Genomic DNA, 17788 nt, shown 5'->3' with positions numbered 1-17788 from the left:
GGGCCTTTCGCCCATCCCTCGACATGCCGCGCGCGTGAACCGATGCGCGCGGGAAAGGGGTGGGTCCAAGTGATGGCGGCCGAAGAGCAGCAGTTCGAACAATTCGCCGGCCATCCCAAGGGGCTCTACTATCTTGCCTTCACCGAGATGTGGGAGCGCTTCTCGTTCTACGGGATGTCGGCGCTGCTCTCGCTCTATATGGTGAAGGAGCTTCTGCCCCAGCATTCCGCGCAGGTGTTCGGGCTTGTGCCGCTTCGCCACGGGCTCGAATTCAACGGCGCGATGAGCGATCTGGCCTTCGCCTCGATTATCTATGGCTGGTATGCGGGCCTCGTCTATTTCACCCCGCTCATCGGCGGCTGGGTGGCAGACCGGCTGCTCGGCGCCAAGCGCACTGTGCTGATCGGCGTGGTGCTGATGAGTGCGGGCCATGCGGCGATGTCGTTCTACTCGACTTTCGTGCTCGCGCTGGTGCTGCTGATCATGGGGTCGGGCTTCCTCAAGGGCAATATCTCCGCGCAGGTTGGCGCGCTCTATCCGCGCGAGGATGAATCGCGCCGCTCGCGCGGCTACACGATCTTTTCAACGGGCATCTGCATCGGCGCCGCCTTCGGTCCGGTGGTGTCGGGCCTTGTCGCCGCGATCTGGGGCTGGCACGCGGGCTTTGCCGTTTCCGCCGTGCTCATGCTGGTGGCGATGGCGGGCTACATTCTCGGCCAGAAGCACCTCGCCGACGTCAAGCCCGTGGCCGCCCAGCGCGAAAAGGCGCCGCCGCTCACCCCGGCCGAACGCCGCCGCGTCGCGGTGCTGCTGCTGGTCATCGCGCTCACCTTCCCGGCCGAGATCACGTATCCGATGGTGTGGAGCATCGGCATCCTGTGGGTCGACCAATGGGTCAACCTCGCGACGCCGCTGGGAACCGTGCCTTCCAGCTGGTTTGCCGGGATGGACTCGCTGGGTTCGGTGCTCTTCGCACCCGTCCTGGTAGCGCTGTGGGGATGGCAGGCGCGGCGCGGGAGCGAGCCGAGCAACGTGACCAAGCAGGGGCTCGGTACCGCGATCGTGTCCGCTGCGGCTCTGCTCTTCGCCTTTTCCAACCTTGGTGTCACGACCGAGCACAGCATCGGTGCGGTCTGGGCCATCGCCGGCTGGCTGATCATGGGGCTCGGCTGGATGTACTATTGGCCGACGACGATGGCGATCGTCAGCAAGGCCGCGCCGCCGCGCGTTGCATCGACGCTGATGGGCGTGGCGTTCCTCTCGCCTTTCGCCGCGCATGTCACGGCGGGGTGGGTCGGCAGCTACTTCGACGCGATGACACCCACGATGTTCTGGACCATGGACGCGGCCATCGGCGCGGTCGGTGCCACCGTGATCCTGCTGCTGCGCAAGGTGCTGAGCGCAGAGCTTGACGGGAAGCCGGAGGTCAAGGCTTGACCACGCCGCAGACTTGCAGTGCGGCCGAGTGGCAGGCGCGCGTCGATCTTGCCGCCGCGCACCGCCTTGCGGTCCATTACGGCTACCACGAAGGTATCGACAACCACTTCACCCTCCTGCTCCCCGGCCATACAGACCGCTTTCTCCTTGCGCCCTTCGGCCTCCACTGGTCCGAAATCCGCGCGCGCGATTTCCTCGTGGTCGATTTTGCCGGCGCCAAGCTGGCAGGGGAGGGGCCGGTCGAGGACACTGCTTTCCACATCCACGCTCCCTTGCATGCCGCGCGCCCCGATGCGCGCTGCGTGATGCACACGCACATGCCCTATGCCACCGCGCTCAGCCTGCTCGAGGAACCCGAGCTTCTCATGGCAAGCCAGAACGCCATCGGCTTTGCCGGCCTTGTGGCACTCTGCGACTATGCGGGCTTTGCGCTCGACAGCAACGAAGGCCGCCGCATGGCCGCCGCGCTGGGCGAGAAGACCGTGCTCCTTCTGCGCAACCACGGCGTCGCGGTGACCGGCAAGAGCGTCGCCGAAGCCTTCAACACACTGTATTTCTTCGAACGGGCGGCGATGGTGCAGATCCTTGCGCAGTCCACCGGGTACCCTTTGCGCAGTGTGCCCGAACCTGTCCTCAGCCATACGGTCGAGCAATACACCACCTCCGCCGAAGTCGAGGGGCTCGATCGCATCGAACTCCATTTCGCCGCGCTCAAACGCATGCTTGATCGCCGGGAGCCCGACTATGCCGAATGAAGCCCGCACGATCCGGACGACGGCACCGCTCGTCCTCGTCGGCCTCATGGCGCTCAGCCTCTTCATCAACTACATCGACCGCGGCAATCTCGCGACCGGGGCCACCCAGATCCGCGCCGATCTCCACCTTTCGGCCACTGCCTATGGTGCGCTCGCGGCGGGCTTCTACTTCGCCTATGCTTTCTGTCAGCTGCCTGCCGGCGCCTTGTCGGACCGGATCGGTGGCAAGATGGTGCTCGCGCTGGGCGCGCTGCTCTGGTCGGTATCGACCCTGCTGACCGGCTTTGTCGAAGGTTTTTACGGCCTTTTCGTGCTGCGCATGATGCTCGGCGTGGGGGAAAGCGTGGCCTTTACCACCACCTCGAAGATCATCGCCAGCAATGTGCCCAAGGCGCAGATGGGCCTGGCCAACGGCGTGATCGGCTTCGGCTATCTCGTCGGCCCGGCGGCGGGTACGCTGATCGGCGGCATGCTGATGGCGCACTGGGGCTGGCGGCCGACGTTCATCCTGTTCGGTGCGGTATCGATGCTTTGGCTCCTGCCGTGGAGCCGGGTACGCATCCAGGAAGCAAAGCCCGCCGAAAACTACGCCCGCAAGGCTGTCACCATGCGCCAGATACTTGGGCGGCGAGCCTTGTGGGGCGCCTCGCTCGGCCACTTCGCGGGCAACTGGAACTGGTACTTCATCCTCGGCTACCTGCCGATGTACCTCGAAATGCAGCGCGGCTTTTCGAAGGAGCACATGGCGACGGTCGTCTCCAGCGCCTACCTCGTCAACGCGCTCGCCGCGCTTTTTGCCGGCTGGGCTTTCGACAAGGCGATCCAGCGCGGCTGGTCCCCCTCGATAACGCTCAAGGCCCCTCTGGCCGCCGCGCATCTGGCGGGGCTGGGCTGCATGCTGGCGATGCCGTTCATGCCGATCGGGGCGTGCATCGCGCTGCTGTTTGTCTACGAGATTTTCCTAGGCTTCTCCTCGCCGGCCTACTTCATGATCCCGCAGATCATGGGCGGCCCATCCGCCGCTGCGCGCTGGGTGGGGGTGCAGAACATGATGGGCAACATGCCGGGTATCATCGGCGTGTTCTTTGCAGGTGTGCTGATCGATGCGGGGGGAGGGTCCTATGGCGCCGCGTTCCTGCTGGCGGGGCTTGTCAATGTGCTCGGCCTGATCGGGTGGGTCGCCATCCTGCCCAAGGTCGAGCCGGTGGATTGGGAGGCGGCCTAGCGCCCCTTCCATTCCGGCGAACGCCCCTCGGCAAAGGCGCGCGGGCCTTCCAGCGCATCGTCTGAATCCAGCATTGCGCGGTACGAAGGGATCGCTCCGCCGCGCATCACCTTGTACCCTTGCTCGACCTCGATCCCCTCGGTCGCCCTCAGAATATCCCGCGCCGCCGCAATCGCCAGCGGTGCCGAGCGCGCGATGGTTTCGGCGAGTTCCAGCGCGGCGTCCAGCAGCGCCTCCGGCTCCACCACGCGGCTGACAAGGCGCAGCGCCGCCGCTTCCGCCGCATCGATGCGCCGCCCGGTGAGGATCATCTCGCGCGCCAGTCGCGCCGGAATGGCCTTCGGAAGCCGCAGCAGCCCGCCCGAATCCGGGAGCATGCCGAGCTGCGCCTCGGGCAGCCAGAACTTCGCGGCGGTGCTCGCAACGATCAGGTCCGCCGCCAGCGCCAGCTCGAAGCCGCCGCCCACCGCAAGGCCGTTCACCGCCGCGATGACCGGCTTGGTCAGGCTGAAAAACTCGGTCAGCCCGGCAAAGCCACCCGGCCCATGATCGGCATCGACCGCCTCGCCGTCATTCGCAGCGCCCAAGTCCCACCCGGCCGAGAAGAACCGCCCGGTGCCCGTGATGATCCCCACTCTCAGCGCGGGCTCCTCGTCCAACGCCTTGAACGCGGCGTAGAGCTCATTGCTGGTCGCCACATCGATGGCATTGGCCTTGGGCCGGTTGAGGGTGATGATCAGCACCCCGGCGCGGCGTTCAAGCGTGACGGCACTCATGGCAAAGTCTCCCTCATCCGGATCAGCGCATCGACTGCCATGGCCCCTTGCGGCAGGGCGAGCAGCGGATTGACGTCCAGCTCTTCGAGCCGGTCGCCGTGCGCCATGGCAAAGGCCGCTACGCCGGCGATGGCATCGATCAGCGCGCCTATGTCGCAGCCTGCGCGGCCCCGGTATCCCGCAAGCACGCGGTAAAGCGGCAGCCGCCCCAGCGCCGCCGCGATATCCTCGCGGCTCGCTGGCAGCAGGACCTGTTCGGTCTGGCGCAGCAGTTCGACGAAGATACCGCCCGCGCCGATCGTCATGAACAGCCCGAACTGCGGATCGCGCGCGATGCCCACGATCAATTCGGCAACCGCCCCCCGCGCCATTTCCTCGATCAGGAATGTATCACTGAGCTCCGCCATGCCTTGCGCGGCGCCGATCAAGGCATCGCGGCTGGCAAGGCCAAGCGCCACGCCGCCCACCTCGGTCTTGTGCGCCAGCTCAGCGCCTACGGCCTTCAGCACAAGCGGAAACGGCGCAGGCAGCGCGCAGGCTTCATCACCGAGCTCGGCCAGCGTGACCAGCCGCCCGCGCGGCACCGGCACGCCAAACCCGGCAAGCGCCGCCTTGCTGCGTACCTCGTCCCAGGTCACGGGCTCGCTCGCCACGGCGGGGACCGGCTCGGGCAGGGCAGGGGAAGCTGGCTGAGCCCAGACCTCGCCAATGCTCGCAGCGGCGGCCACCGCGCGCAGCGCCTCGGCAAGCCCTCCTGCCGGTACGATCCCTTGCGCGATCAGGCTGGCGGCAGTCGCCTCGGGCATGTTCTCGGCCAAGGCGCTCGCCACGATCCGGACCGTGCCCGATGCCGCCGGAACGGCCCGCGCCGCCGCAAGAAACGCGGCAATCGTCACGTCCCAGTCCGCCCCGGTACAGCGGTCTGATCGCGGAAAGTCGAGGATCAGCAGCGAGGCTTCGAAATCCGCACCCAGCATCCCGGCAAAGCACGCCGTCTGCGCCGCCTCGTCGCCCCAGATATAGGTGTGGTAATCAAGCGGATTGGCGACATTGACACGCGGGCCCAGCACCGCCTCAAGCTCGGCCTGAACCGCTGGCGGAAAGTCTGGCGTCTCCAGCCCGACCCGCTCCGCGAGATCGGCGGTGAGCGAGGCCTCGCCCCCCGAACAGCTCGCGCTCGTGATCCGCCGCCCGCGCAAGGGGCCCGCCACGTGCAGCAGCTTCAAGGTCTCGATAAAGCTTGCCGGATCATGCGCCCGCGCTACGCCGTAGCGCGCGAACAGCGCGTCGGTCAGCGCGTCCGCCCCCGCGAGCGAACTTGTGTGCGAGAGCGTCAGCGCCGCGCCCTTGGCCGAAGCCCCCGTCTTGAGCGCGACCAGCGGCACCCCCGCCGCACGCGCGGCCAGGCAGGCTTCGGAAAACCGCGCGACCGAGCCCAGCCCTTCCAGATGCAGGCCAATGGCGCTCACCCGCTTGTCCGCAATCAGCGCCTCGATCAGGTCCGCCGGCGTCACATCCGCGCAGTTGCCGACCGAGATCACGTAGCCAATCGGCAACCCGCGCGTCTGCATCGTGAAGTTGAGCGCCAGATTGCCGCTCTGGCTGATGATCGCAACGCCCCGGCCTGCGTCTATCGGCAGGCAGCCGTGCTGATCCGGCCACAGCGCCACCCGGTCGAACAGATTGAGCATGCCGTAGCAATTGGGGCCGATCAGCGGCACGCCCCCGGCGGCGGCCAGCAGTTCGGCTTGCCGCTCGCGCCCCTCGTCGCCGCTCTCGGCAAAATCCGCCGCATAGCAGATCGCCCCGCCCGCGCCGGCCAACTCTCCCGCCAGCGCGATGGTTGCAGGGCCCGGCGCGGCGAGGAACACCGCGTCGGGAGCCTCGGGCAGGGCGGCCATTTCGGCAAAGCAGGGCAGGCCGCCCATCGTCTCGCGTCTGGGGTTCACCGGCCAGATCGGCCCGGGAAAGCCCAGCGCGACGCACTGACGCACCGCTTCCTCGGCCGCCTTGCCGCCCACAATCGCCAGGCTGCGCGGGCGCAGCAGGCGGGCCAGGCGGCCACCAGCAAGCGTTTCCGGGCTCATGCCTCCAGCGGACGCAGCAGCGCGCGGCTGATGATATGGCGCTGGATCTCGCTCGTCCCGTCCCAGATCCGCTCGACCCGCGCGTCGCGCCAGAAGCGCTCGATGGGGAGTTCGTCCATCAGCCCCATCCCGCCGAAGATCTGCAGCGCATTGTCGGTCACCCGCGCCAGCGCTTCGGAGGCAAACAGCTTGGCCATGGCCGCATCGGTATCGGTCATCGTGCCCTGATCGTCCTTCCACGCGGCGCGGAAGGTGAGGAGTTCGGCCGCTTCCAGCTCGGTCTTCATGTCTGCAAGCTTGAAGCCGGTGCCCTGAAACTTGCCGATGGCCTGCCCGAACTGCTTGCGCGTCGCGGCCCACTGCGTCGCCATTTCCAGCACGCGCTGTCCGCGCCCGACCGAAGTGGTCGCCACCTGCAAGCGCGTTGAACCCAGCCACTGCCCCATCAGCTCGAAGCCCTTGTCGAGCTCGCCCAGGAGGCTGGAGGCCGGCACGCGGCAATCCTCGAAGATCAGCTCGCACTGGTGATAGCCCCGGTGCGACACGCATTTGGGCCCCCGCCGCCGCGTCAGGCCGGGGGTGTCGAAATCGACCAGGAAGCAGCTGATCGTTTTCTTGCCGCCCGCCTCACCGGTCGCGGCGCACAGGATCACGAAATCCGCCACATCGGCATGGCTGATGAAATGCTTGGTCCCGTTGATCACGAAATCATCGCCTTCGCGGCGCGCGAACGTGCGCATCGAGCGGACATCCGATCCCGCGTCGGGCTCGGTCATGGCGAGGCAATCGTGCCGCTCGCCGCGGATCGTCGGGAGCAGGTATTCCTCGATCTGGGTTCCCTCGCATCCGCGCAGGATATTGCTCGGCCGCGCGATCATCATTTGCAGGCCGTAGCTGGCGCGGCCCAGTTCGCGCTCCATGAGCGTGGTGTCGAACGTACCCAGCCCGCCGCCGCCCAGTTCGGCGGGCATGTTGACGGCATAGAGCCCCAGCGCCTTGGACTTGGCGCGGATTTCCTCGGCCAGCTCTGCGGGCACGCTGTCGGTATCCTCGACCAGTTTCTCATGCGGATAGAGTTCGGTCTCGACAAAGCGGCGGACCGTCTCGACCAGCATCTGCTGTTCGGATGAGAGTTCGAAATGCATCACTTGGGTTCCCGTCTGATTCCGATGGAGCGGCCGACCTGGCTCGGGCGATCGAGCCCGGCGTGAGCGGCAAGCACGGCGTGCACGCGCGCGTGCAGTTCGGGCGGCATGGGTGCGGAGCGGCCCGCGGTCATGTCGACATGCACCAGCATCTGCTCGCCCGTCGCCAGCAGTACGCCGGTATCGGCGTTGTGCATGGCGTGGAAGATATGCAGCCGCTTCTCGTCCGCATCGATCAGCTGGATCGACAAGTCGAGCGGATCGCCCAGATGCGCCTCGGCCAGGTTGAAGATCATCGTCTGCACGGTGAACAGCGAATGCCCCCCGGCGCGGTAGGCCTCGTCGATGCCGATCTTGCGGAAGAATGCGTCCGATTGATCGCCGAACACGAGCAGATAGCACGATTCGCTCATGTGCCCGTTGTAGTCGACCCACTCACGCGGCACGGTCGGACGGATCAGCCGCAGCGGCGCGGCAATCGTCTCGCCGGGCTGAAAGGGTTCGGCCGCCATGCCCTCGAGCGGTGTACGCAGGCCATGTCCGGCCTCTTCGAAACTGTTGTCCGCCGTCATGTCCGATCCTCGCCTTGGCCTACCGGTGAGACGGCAAAGCCTCTCCCTTGGCAAGCGGCCCCCGCGCGGCCATCCGAAAATCTAATCCCCGGCATTACCACGCTTTGGGCTGCCCGCCTGCCAGGCGCAAATGCCCAAGGTCTGCCCTGCCGCCAGCCGCGCCGGAGCGATCACCCCCGGCACCTGCCGCGCCCGCCCGTGCGAGCAGACCAGCGTCTCCCCGCCATGCCCCGCGACATCGAGCAGCAGCTGGTCCCAGTGCCGGTACTGCACATCGTGCCCCTCGCCGGGATAGCGCCGGAAGGTGACCTTGCCCGCCACCTTTCCGGCCCAGAACTCGCCTTGCGCGGGCGGCACGAGCGGATCTGCCTCGCCGTAATAGAAGAACGCCGGCGCGGGAAAGGCCGAGACCGCCGCCGGCGCATCGCAGAACCGCCGGTATTCGCGCGCCACGCCCCGCGCATCCCCGTGTTGTCCAGCGATAAAGAACGCGTGCGCGCCTTCGTCCGCGGTCCGGTCGGTAAAGCCTGGCACCCTGGCCGATACGCCGTCCGCCGGCATGTCCCAGAACACGCGCGGCGTGCCGACCTGCTTCGCCAGCCCCGCCTCCAGCGCGGCCGGATCGGCGGTGCAGACGGGATTGCCCGCTGGGGCCGAGGCAATCGCCGCCAGCATGTGCCACGAGGTCACCCGCTCCGGCATGGCCGCCGCGACATGACCGGCATAGGCCCCGCCGCCGGAAATCGCGACCAGCGCAAAGCGCCCGATGCCAAGGTGCTCCAGCACTTGCCGCACTTCGCTGGTGTAGTCGGCAAAGGTCCACGCCGGATCGTAAGCCGTATCGCCCAGACCGTTGCGCTCCACCGCCACGATCCGCACCTTGAGCCGCCGGCGCAAGGTATCGAGGAATGCCACAAGCTCCGGCGCCCGCGCGCTTGTGCCGACCCCGCCGATGAACAGCATCGGAGTCCAGCCCGCCTCGCCGGTATCGGTGAAATGCACCGTGCGGCCCTCGCGGGTCTTGAGGCTCTGCAGCGGCGTGCCGATGGAATCGAAATGGTCCGGAAAGGCGATGGGTTCGGCGCCGGTCGGCGCCGCAATTGTCAGCAAGGCCGCCGCGAGCCCGCGCCGCATCATCGCACCGGCTCCGTTTCAAGATCGCGGTCGAGTTCAGGAATCCTTGCAAACTCCGCCGCAAGATCAAGATTGCGGCACAGCGCAAGGTAAGTCAGCGCCGAAACCGGCAGCCCCACCAGCATCGAGATGTCCGCTCCGCCGAGCGCCTGCGCCACTGGCCCCACATAAAGCTCGGTCTTGAAGAAGGGGATCATCGCGGCAAAACCCACCACATAGGCGGTCAGTCCGCGCCCGTTCCACCGGCCATAGATGCCGTCCGCCATGAACATTGCACGGATCGAATAGCGCCCCTTCCGCACGAAGAAGAAGTCGGCAAGGTTGATCGCGGTCCACGGTGTAAAGAGGTAGACCAGCACGCCGAGGAAAGCCTCGAAGCTGTGGAGCACGTTTCCGCTCATCGCCAGCGAGAGCGACAGCGAGGCGGCAAATACCACCGCCAGCGCCGCCATGCGCGGGGCCACGCCCAGCCGGATCGGCCGCAGGCTGTCGATCACGCTCAGCAGCGTGAGCGAGGAGCCGTAGAGATTGAGCGAAGTGATCGTGATCAGCCCGCCAAAGCTGCTCACCAGCATGAGCCAGCCAAAACCGCCAAACATGGCATCCGCACTGCGCCGCAGCGCCACCACGATATCGGGATCGGCAAAGGCCGCGCCCGCAAAGGCCCCCACCAGCATCATCCATGCCCCGCCGATGAACGCTCCGCAGAACGTCCAGAGGAACGAGGCGCGGATCCCCACTTCGCGCGGCAGATAGCGCGAGTAATCGGAGACGTAGATCGACCAGCTGAGCTGATAGCCTGCGGCCGCGAAGAACTGGACGAGGAACAGGGTCGGCTTGAATTCCCCGGGCCGGAGCATCGCGCCCAGATCGACCGTCAGGAAAAAGCCCAGCGTATAGACCGCCAGCGCCGCTATCATCACATAGGCGAGCACCCGCTGCGCCTTGTGGATCAGGTCATAGCCCACCCCTGCGACAAAGGCCGCCAGCACAGCAAAGCCCACAATGGCAGGCACTTCCGGCAGCCCGACAAGCTCCTTCAATGTGCTCGCCGCGAGCGACTGGTTGAGCGCGTTGAAACCGATGTAGGTAAAGAGCGCCACGATCCACACGAGCAGCGCGCCGATGTAACCGAACTGGGGCCGGGACTGGATCATCTGCGGCAGGCCCAGATGCGGCCCTTGCGTGCAGTGCAGCGCCATCAGCACCGTGCCGAGCACACAGCCGCCGATCACTGCCAGGCTCGACCAGAAGAGATCCAGCCCGCCCGCCACGCTGATCGCGCCGGTTGCGAGCGTCGCCAGATGCGCGTCGCCCATGAACCACACCGGCCAGAGGTCGCGCACCTTGCCCTTGCGCTCGGCCAGCGGGATGTAGTCGATCGAGCGCGTTTCAACCAAGGCCATGCGGCGTCACTCTCCCTTGGTGGTTCACCCCGGCATCCGGATCTGGCGGCCCATGCCCTCGGGCGCGGGCAAATGTGCCTGGCCTTTGGCCAGCGCCTGCGCCGCGTCCTGCATAACCTGCGGCGCCGGTACCGATTTCTCCGCCGCGGCATCGACATGGACCAGCATGTGCTCTGCCGTCGCGATCGCGGCGTCCTGCTCGTTGCTCACCATTTCGTGGAACAAGTGCAGCCGCTTGGCATCGGCCGCCAGCACGCGCGTGCGCACCTCGATGGGCTCGCCCAGCCGCGACTGGCCGAGATGGCGGATATGCGTCTCGACCGTGTACCAGGAATGGCCCGCCGCCACGTAGTCCGCACCCGCGCCGATCGCGCCCAGCACCACATCGGTCGCATCGCCGAACAGCTTGAGATAGCAGTATTCGGTCATGTGTTCGTTATAGTCGATCCACTCGGGCTGGACCGGGGTCGAGATCGTCAGCATCCGCCCGTCGGCGAGGATCGAACCGATCGCAGGGGCATCGCCCGTGCCCGCCGCCACCAGCCGCGCCCGGTGCGCCCGGGCGACCTGGCCCGAGGCAAAGTCGTTGCGTTCCAGCGCGTGCGTCAGGTCTACTAGGCAATCGTCACGCAGCTTTTCGTAAGTGCGCAGGTCGATGCCGCCCGCCTGCTCGTCGCTCTGGCGGGCGATCGTCTCGATCAGCTCGTCGGTCAGCTTTGGGCCGATCAGCTTGGTCCAGGGCCATTCCATCGAGGGGCCGAACTGGTGGAGGAAATGGCGCATGCCCTCCTCGCCGCCGGCAAGCCGGTAGACCAGGAACGTGCCCATGAAAGACCAGCGCATGCCGGCACCGAACCGCACTGCATCGTCGATTTCGGAAGCCGTGGCCACGCCGTCATTGATCAGCCAGAGCGCCTCGCGCCACACTGCTTCGAGCAGACGGTCGGCGATGAACCCGTCGATCTCCTTGCGGACATGCAGAACCTTCATGCCGATCCGCTCGTAAACGGCAGCGGCGATGTCCTTGGTCAGCTGGCTGGTCTGGTCGCCGCCGCAGATCTCGACGAGCGGCAGCAGGTACACCGGGTTGAAGGGGTGGCCGACCACCAGCCGGTCGGGCCGCGCCATGCCGGACTGGAGCTTGGTCGGCAGCAGGCCTGAAGTGGACGAGCCGATCACGGCATGGGCAGGCATTGCCGCGTCCATTTCCGCGAGCAAGCGGATCTTGAGATCCTCGCGTTCGGGCAGGCTTTCCTGAATGAAATCAGCCTCGCGTACCGCATCCGCCAGGCTGGCGGCGAAGGACACGGTCCCTTCGGCGGGCAGGGCATTGCCGAACAGGCGGGTCAGCGCGCGCCGGGCATTGGCGATCACCGCCGCCGTCTTGCGCTCGATTTCGGGGTCGGGGTCGTAGATCGAAACGTCGATGCCGTTGAGCACAAAACGCGCCGCCCAGCCTGCGCCAATCACGCCGCCGCCGACAATGCCGACCTTGCTGATATCATGGGTCATCTGGTCGGGGTCCTCAGCGCTTGATCAGCTTGAGCTTGGCGCGCACTTCGGCGGGGCTCAGAATGCGTGCGCCCATGCCGGTAAGGATCTGCACCGCGCGCTCGACCAGCTGGCCGTTGCTCGCAAACTCTCCGCGTCCGAGATAGAGGTTGTCCTCCAGTCCCACGCGCACATTCCCGCCGGCAAGCGCCGCCATGGCGACGAACGGCAGCTGGTTGCGCCCGATCGAAAAGCCGCTGAACACCGCGCCCGGCGGTAGCTGGTGGACCATCGCCATCGTGGTCAGCGGATCGTCCGGCGCGCCATATGGGATTCCCATGCACAGCTGGATCATCACAGGATCATCAAGCAGCCCGTCGCGGATCATTTCCTTCACGAACACGAGGTGCCCGGTATCGAACACTTCCAGCTCGGGCCGCACGCCGAGGCGCTGCACTTCCGCTGCCATGGTGCGCAGCATGCCGGGCGTATTGGTCATCACGTAATCGGCTTCGGCGAAGTTCATCGTGCCGCAGTCGAGCGTGCAGATTTCCGGCAGCAGTTCCTGCACATGCAACAGCCGCTCCATCGGGCCGACCATGTCGGTGCCGGCAGGATCAAGCGGGAAGGGGTTCTCGCCGGGGCCGAACACGATATCGCCGCCCATCCCGGCGGTGAGGTTGATCACCACATCGGTGTCGCTTGCACGCACCCGCTCGACCACTTCGCGGTAGAGCGCGACATCGCGGCTGCCTTTGCCGGTTTCCGGGTCACGCACATGGATATGCGCAATCGCCGCCCCAGCGCGTGCAGCCTCGATCGCGGCATCGGCGATCTGCGCGGGCGTGATCGGCAGCGCGGGATGCTTGTCCTGGGTGCTGCCCGATCCGGTGACCGCGCAAGTGATGAAGGTCTCGAAATTCATGGCATTCTCTCCCGGCCTTGCGCCCGAGCTTTAGCCGCGTCGCCGCCGATTTGAATTGCCAAATGAGCATGGGCGCCCAATTGGCGGGGATAACCGGTGCCTGAACATCGGCCGCCTAGCGAACATTCTCCATCGCAGCCCGCGCCAGCGCGGCCAGCCGGGGCAGGGACTCAGCCCGCTCGCGCGCCTGCGCGTTGGATGCGGTGCCGCGCAGCACGCGGCCCTTGATCCCGTGCATGATCGCCGCCAGCCGGAAGAAGTTGAATGCGAGGTAGTAGTCCCAGCCCGGGATGCCGCTGCGGCCCGTACGCGCGCAGTAGGCGGCGATGTATTCGGCCTCGGTGGGCAGACCCAGCGGCACCGGGTCCGCGCCGCCAAGCCCTGCCACGATATCGCCTGGCATGCGGTACATCATCGCGTGGTAGGAAAAATCCGCCAGCGGATGGCCCAGCGTCGAAAGCTCCCAATCGAGCACCGCGAGCACGCGCGGCTCGGTAGGATGGAAGATCATGTTGTCGCAGCGGAAATCGCCGTGGACGATGGTTGTCTCGTCGCCTTCGGGGATTGCGGTCGGCAGCCATTCGACCAGCGCGTCCATGTCAGGCAGACGGCCGGCAAGTTCGTCCTCGAGGTACTGCTTGCTCCAGCGCCCGATCTGCCGCGCGAAGTAGTTGCCCGGCCGGCCATAATCGCCCAGCCCAACCGCCTCGATATCCACCGCATGGAGCGCTGCGATCACGCGGTTCATCTCGCCGAAGTAGGCCGCGCGCTCGCCCAAGGGCACATCACCGAACGAGGCGTCCCAGAAGATCCGGCCCTCGACCATGTCCATCACGTAGAACGGACTGCCGATCACGCTCTCGTCCGCGCAGACCGCAAAGATGCGCGCCGCGGGCACGTCGGTCCCGGCCAGAGCCTGCTGCACCCGCGCCTCGCGCAGCACGTCATGGGCGCCTTTCAGCAGCGGCCCCGGTGGCTTGCGGCGCAGCACATAACGCTGCCCTGGAGTTGTCAGCCGATAGGTCGGGTTGGACTGCCCGCCATTGAACTGGTGGGCAGTCAGCGGCCCGGCAAAGCCCTCGACATTAGCCGCCATCCAGCCGGCAAGCGCCGCTTGATCAAACGCGACACGGACCTCGCCCGCGCCGCTGTTCGCAGCCGCCAGATCCGTAGCCGAACCGCTCATTGCGCGGCCTTCCAGTCACGGCGCAGCTTCTTGGCGAGGCTCCACTTGTGCACCTCGGTCGGGCCATCATAAATCCGGAACGCGCGCACTTCGCGGAACATGGTCTCGACAATCGTCTTGTCGGTCACGCCCAGCCCGCCCATCACCTGCACGCACTTGTCGGCAATGCGCATCAGCGCTTCCGAAACCGCGACCTTGGTCATCGAGCTTTCGACCGTGCCGAGCGATCCGGTATCGAGCACCGAGGCGCACCAGTCGATCATCAGTTCACACTGCTTGATGTCGATCATGTTCTCCGCGAGCATGAAGCCCACGCCTTCATGGTCGATCAGCGTCTTGCCGAAGGCCATGCGCCGGTTGGCATAGTCGGTCGCGATTTCCTGCGCCCGCATGCACCCGCCGAGCCAGCGCATGCAGTGCGAGAGCCGCGCAGGGGAGAGGCGGATCTGCGCATACTTGAAGCCTTCGCCAGCATCGCCCAGCATCTGGTCTGCGGGCACGCGCAGGTTGTCGATGGTGATTTCGGCGTGGCTGCCAGGCATCGAGCTGTCGATCGTGTTGGGCACGCCGGTGATCTGGATCGCCGGGTCGGGCAGATCGACCAGGAACATGCAGGCGCCGCCCTTGCTATCCGGGTCTTCGGACTTGGCCATCACGATGCCGACCTTGGCCCCCTCGGCCCCGGTGATGAAGCACTTCTTGCCGTTCACCACCCAGTGGTTGCCGTCCTTGCGGCAAGTCGTCAGCATCATCGAGGGGTCAGCGCCCGCCCCGTTCAGTTCAGCAGGCTCGGTCATCAGAAAGGCGGAACGCGAGCGGCCTTCCACCAGCTGCTTGAGGAACCGCTCCTTGAGTTCCGGGCTCCCGACATGGCCGATGAGGTACATGTTGCCCTCGTCCGGCGCCTGCGTGTTGCAGGCCAGCATGCCGAGCGGCGTGAGGCCCGACTTGATCAGGATCACCGCCGTCTCGCGCTGGTTGTAATGGCTGCCATCGGGCCGGATATGCGGGGTGAGCACGCCGGCTTCGCGCGCCAGTTCGCGCATTTCCATGACGAGTTCGTCGGTCGGCGCGCCGTGGTGGTCGCGGCGTGGGTCTTGCTCGTAGGGGAAGATCTTCTCCCGCACGAAAGCCTCTACCTTCGCCGCCATCTCGAGCGCTTCGCTGCTGATCGTCATGTGCGGAACAACCTTCTTCTGGACTGGCGCGCGTCGGGGTGCGCGCGACTCGCGCACCGCTTCCCGCAAAAATTTTACGCATGAGTAGATTGCCTGCGGCCGAGTTTTCCGTCAACCTCGCCGGCGCCATGGACGCTGCCCAATCCCCCTTTCCCTCGGCAGAGGAAAAGCGCTCCCAACGCGAGGCAAAGCGCGCTGCGGTGCTGCGCGCGGCAGTTCAGATGTTCAACGAACGCGGCTTCCACCAGACCTCGCTCGACGACGTCGCCGCGCGGCTGGGCATCTCCAAGCCCACGATCTACCACTACCTCGGCAACAAGGATCAGGTCCTGCTCGAATGCGTCTCGATCGGCCTTGGCCAGCTGATCGAGGCGGCAGAGCAATCACGTGCGCGCGAAGGCACGGGGATGGACCGGCTGGTCGCTTTCCTGGTGCGCCTCGCCGAGGTCAACATGGACGATTTCGGCCGCTGTGTGATCCGCACCGGTGATGAGGCGCTGGTCCCTGAAAGCCGCAAGCGCTTCCGCGCGCTCAAGCGTCAGATCGATACGGATCTGCGCGGCCTGATAGAAGCGGCAGTGGCCGATGGCTCGATCGCCCCTTGCGATGTGAAGCTCACCGCCTTTACGCTCGCCGGGGCGCTCAACTGGCCCGCGCGCTGGCACGAACCCGGCGGCGCGCTCGCGCCCGAAGCCATTGCCCGCCAGATGGTCGATGTGCTCGCGCGGGGGTTCCTGCCGCGTTAGGCGTTGGGGTCCTTGTGCAGCCACTCGGCATGGCGGGGCGCACGCTTGGTGCGGCTCCATTCTTCCAGCATGACCGGGGCCAGCGCCAGAAGCTCCTCGCGCTGCGCTGCCGTGCCGATATTGCAGGCCAGCTCCAGGCGGTGGCCGTTGGGATCGAAGAAATAGATCGAGCGGAAGATGCCGTGATAGGTCGGCCCCAGCACATCAACGCCCTCGGCCTCGAGATGCGCCTTGGCCGCATGAAGCGCCGCCTCGTCCGCCACTTCGAACGCCAGATGCTGCACCCAGGCCGGCGTGTTCAGGTCGCGGCCCATCTCCGGCTGGTTAGGCAGTTCGAAGAACGCCAGCACATTGCCCCCGCCGCAATCGAGGAACACGTGCATGTAGGGATCATGCTCGCCCGTCGAAGGCACCGTGTCCTCGGCAAAGGCGGTGGTATAGCGCATGCCCATCACGCGCTCATACCATGCCACGGTCTCCTTGGCGTCGCGGCAGCGGTAGGCGACATGGTGGATGCGCTGCAGGGCGGGGATCATGCCGCCGCTCCTTCCACGTTCAGAACCCCGCGCCGCATCTGGTCGCGCTCCATCGACTGGAACAGCGCGGTGAAATTGCCCTCGCCGAAACCCTCGTCTTTCTTGCGCTGGATAAATTCGAAGAACACCGGCCCGATCTGTGTCTCCGAAAAGATCTGCAGGAGGAGCCGCGGATCACCCGCTTCGGTCGAGCCGTCGAGCAGGATGCCGCGCTGCATCAGCTCCGCCACCGGCTCGCCATGCCCCGGCAGCCGTTCGTCCAGCATCTCGTAGTATGTCGCCGGCGGCGCGGTCATGAACGGCGTACCGAGTGACTTCAGGCGGTCCCACGCGCCCAGCAGGTCATCGCAGGCAAACGCGATATGCTGGATGCCCTCGCCATTGTAGGCGCGCAGGAACTCCTCGATCTGCCCGCCACCGGCTTTTGCCTCCTCGTTCAGCGGAATGCGGATCTTGCCGTCGGGCGCGGTCATCGCCCGGCTGGTGAGGCCGGTATATTCGCCCTTGATGTCGAAGTAGCGGATCTCGCGGAAGTTGAAGATACGCTCATAGAACGCCGCCCAGTGCGCCATGCGCCCGCCATAGACGTTGTGTGTCAGGTGATCGATCGTGTGGAACCCCGCGCCCTTGGGCTGTTGGTCCACTCCCGGCAAATAGACGAAGTCGATGTCGTAGATCGAAAGGTCGCCCATGGGCGATCCTTCATAGCGGTCGATCAGGTAGATGATCGCCCCGCCGATCCCCCGGATCGCGGGCAGGCGCAGCTCCATCGGCCCGGTGCGCACCTCGACCGGCTCGGCCCCGCGTTCAAGCGCCACGCGGTAGGCTTCGGCCGCATTGCGCACGCGCCAGCCCATGCCGCAGGCCGAAGGGCCATGCTCGGCGGCAAACCATGCTGCCGGGCTCTTCGGCTCATAATTGGCGATGAGGTTGATGCCTCCCTGCCGCCACAGCTGCACTGCTTTCGAGCGGTGGTTGGCGATATGCGCAAAGCCCATTGCCGCGAACACCGGCTCCAGCAGGCCCGGTTCGCCTGCGGAGAACTCGATGAATTCGAACCCGTCGAGCCCCAGTGGGTTTTCGAACAGATCGGTCGTCTTGGTCTCGGCGTTCACCGCATTTCTCCCGCAATTCCGGTTGTCCGCTGCATGATAGCCGATAAGCCTTGCACTGTCCGCGCAAAGTGCGC

At 66.2% G+C, this 17788-nt stretch carries 16 protein-coding genes; 4 read left to right on the top strand and 12 right to left on the bottom strand.

Going from position 1 to position 17788, the window contains the following annotated elements:
• The first annotated feature begins 72 nt into the window (after window positions 1-72).
• Genes WCL10_RS14095 through WCL10_RS14085 form a run of 3 tightly spaced genes read left to right on the top strand, consistent with a single transcriptional unit; the run spans window position 73 to window position 3417 of the window.
• On the top strand, window positions 73-1437 hold the full coding sequence (locus WCL10_RS14095) for a peptide MFS transporter (RefSeq protein ID WP_336896299.1): 1365 nt from the start codon (window positions 73-75) through the stop codon (window positions 1435-1437).
• A complete protein-coding gene (locus WCL10_RS14090) occupies window positions 1434-2192 on the top strand; it encodes an aldolase (RefSeq protein WP_336896298.1) in 759 nt (252 codons plus the stop codon). The genes WCL10_RS14095 and WCL10_RS14090 overlap by 4 nt, the downstream gene beginning before the upstream one ends.
• The gene (locus tag WCL10_RS14085; RefSeq protein WP_336896297.1) at window positions 2182-3417 is read left to right on the top strand and encodes an MFS transporter; all 1236 of its coding nucleotides are present in this window, start codon (window positions 2182-2184) and stop codon (window positions 3415-3417) included. The genes WCL10_RS14090 and WCL10_RS14085 overlap by 11 nt, the downstream gene beginning before the upstream one ends.
• Here WCL10_RS14085 and WCL10_RS14080 read toward each other — a convergent pair.
• The 10 genes from WCL10_RS14080 to WCL10_RS14035 form a co-directional block, all read right to left on the bottom strand.
• Window positions 3414-4193, bottom strand: a complete 780-nt coding sequence (locus WCL10_RS14080; protein WP_336896296.1) for an enoyl-CoA hydratase-related protein — start codon at window positions 4191-4193, stop codon at window positions 3414-3416. The genes WCL10_RS14085 and WCL10_RS14080 overlap by 4 nt on opposite strands.
• Window positions 4190-6280 (bottom strand): acetate--CoA ligase family protein, encoded by a 2091-nt coding sequence (locus WCL10_RS14075; RefSeq protein WP_336896295.1) that lies wholly within the window; start codon window positions 6278-6280, stop codon window positions 4190-4192. Before WCL10_RS14075 ends, WCL10_RS14080 begins: the two co-directional genes overlap by 4 nt.
• Window positions 6277-7425, bottom strand: coding sequence for an acyl-CoA dehydrogenase family protein (locus WCL10_RS14070; RefSeq protein ID WP_336896294.1), 1149 nt, complete (start codon window positions 7423-7425; stop codon window positions 6277-6279). Before WCL10_RS14070 ends, WCL10_RS14075 begins: the two co-directional genes overlap by 4 nt.
• Window positions 7425-7997, bottom strand: coding sequence for a thioesterase family protein (locus tag WCL10_RS14065; RefSeq protein WP_336896293.1), 573 nt, complete (start codon window positions 7995-7997; stop codon window positions 7425-7427). Before WCL10_RS14065 ends, WCL10_RS14070 begins: the two co-directional genes overlap by 1 nt.
• A gap of 81 nt (window positions 7998-8078) precedes the next feature.
• The gene (locus WCL10_RS14060; protein WP_336896292.1) at window positions 8079-9134 is read right to left on the bottom strand and encodes an alpha/beta hydrolase; all 1056 of its coding nucleotides are present in this window, start codon (window positions 9132-9134) and stop codon (window positions 8079-8081) included.
• Entirely contained in the window at window positions 9131-10537 is a 1407-nt protein-coding gene (locus WCL10_RS14055; RefSeq protein ID WP_336896291.1) for a cytosine permease, read from the bottom strand. Before WCL10_RS14055 ends, WCL10_RS14060 begins: the two co-directional genes overlap by 4 nt.
• A 24-nt stretch (window positions 10538-10561) precedes the next feature.
• Window positions 10562-12049, bottom strand: coding sequence for a carnitine 3-dehydrogenase (locus tag WCL10_RS14050; RefSeq protein ID WP_336896290.1), 1488 nt, complete (start codon window positions 12047-12049; stop codon window positions 10562-10564).
• A 13-nt stretch (window positions 12050-12062) separates the two neighbouring features.
• Window positions 12063-12953: a 3-keto-5-aminohexanoate cleavage protein gene (locus WCL10_RS14045; protein WP_336896289.1), complete on the bottom strand. Its 891-nt coding sequence runs from the start codon at window positions 12951-12953 to the stop codon at window positions 12063-12065.
• 115 nt (window positions 12954-13068) lie between these two features.
• Entirely contained in the window at window positions 13069-14139 is a 1071-nt protein-coding gene (locus tag WCL10_RS14040) for a phosphotransferase family protein (protein ID WP_336896288.1), read from the bottom strand.
• Window positions 14136-15317 carry an acyl-CoA dehydrogenase gene (locus WCL10_RS14035; protein ID WP_336896287.1) on the bottom strand — a complete coding sequence of 394 codons (1182 nt, stop codon included), beginning with the start codon at window positions 15315-15317 and terminating at the stop codon, window positions 14136-14138. The genes WCL10_RS14040 and WCL10_RS14035 overlap by 4 nt, the downstream gene beginning before the upstream one ends.
• A 128-nt stretch (window positions 15318-15445) precedes the next feature.
• Between WCL10_RS14035 and WCL10_RS14030 the strand changes: the two genes are divergently transcribed.
• Window positions 15446-16063 carry a TetR/AcrR family transcriptional regulator gene (locus tag WCL10_RS14030; protein WP_336896383.1) on the top strand — a complete coding sequence of 206 codons (618 nt, stop codon included), beginning with the start codon at window positions 15446-15448 and terminating at the stop codon, window positions 16061-16063.
• Here WCL10_RS14030 and WCL10_RS14025 read toward each other — a convergent pair.
• Window positions 16060-16599, bottom strand: a complete 540-nt coding sequence (locus tag WCL10_RS14025) for a VOC family protein (protein ID WP_336896286.1) — start codon at window positions 16597-16599, stop codon at window positions 16060-16062. The two genes, WCL10_RS14030 and WCL10_RS14025, sit on opposite strands and share 4 nt — an antisense overlap.
• Complete coding sequence (hppD, locus tag WCL10_RS14020) at window positions 16596-17714, bottom strand: 4-hydroxyphenylpyruvate dioxygenase (protein WP_336896285.1); 1119 nt, start codon at window positions 17712-17714, stop codon at window positions 16596-16598. The genes WCL10_RS14025 and hppD overlap by 4 nt, the downstream gene beginning before the upstream one ends.
• Window positions 17715-17788: the final 74 nt, after the last annotated feature.

The organism is Novosphingobium sp. (assembly GCF_037133355.1).
In the GTDB taxonomy this organism is placed as follows: domain Bacteria; phylum Pseudomonadota; class Alphaproteobacteria; order Sphingomonadales; family Sphingomonadaceae; genus Novosphingobium.
The sequence above is the reverse complement of the archived record's forward strand: the minus strand, read 5'-3'. Positions and strand labels throughout refer to the sequence as shown.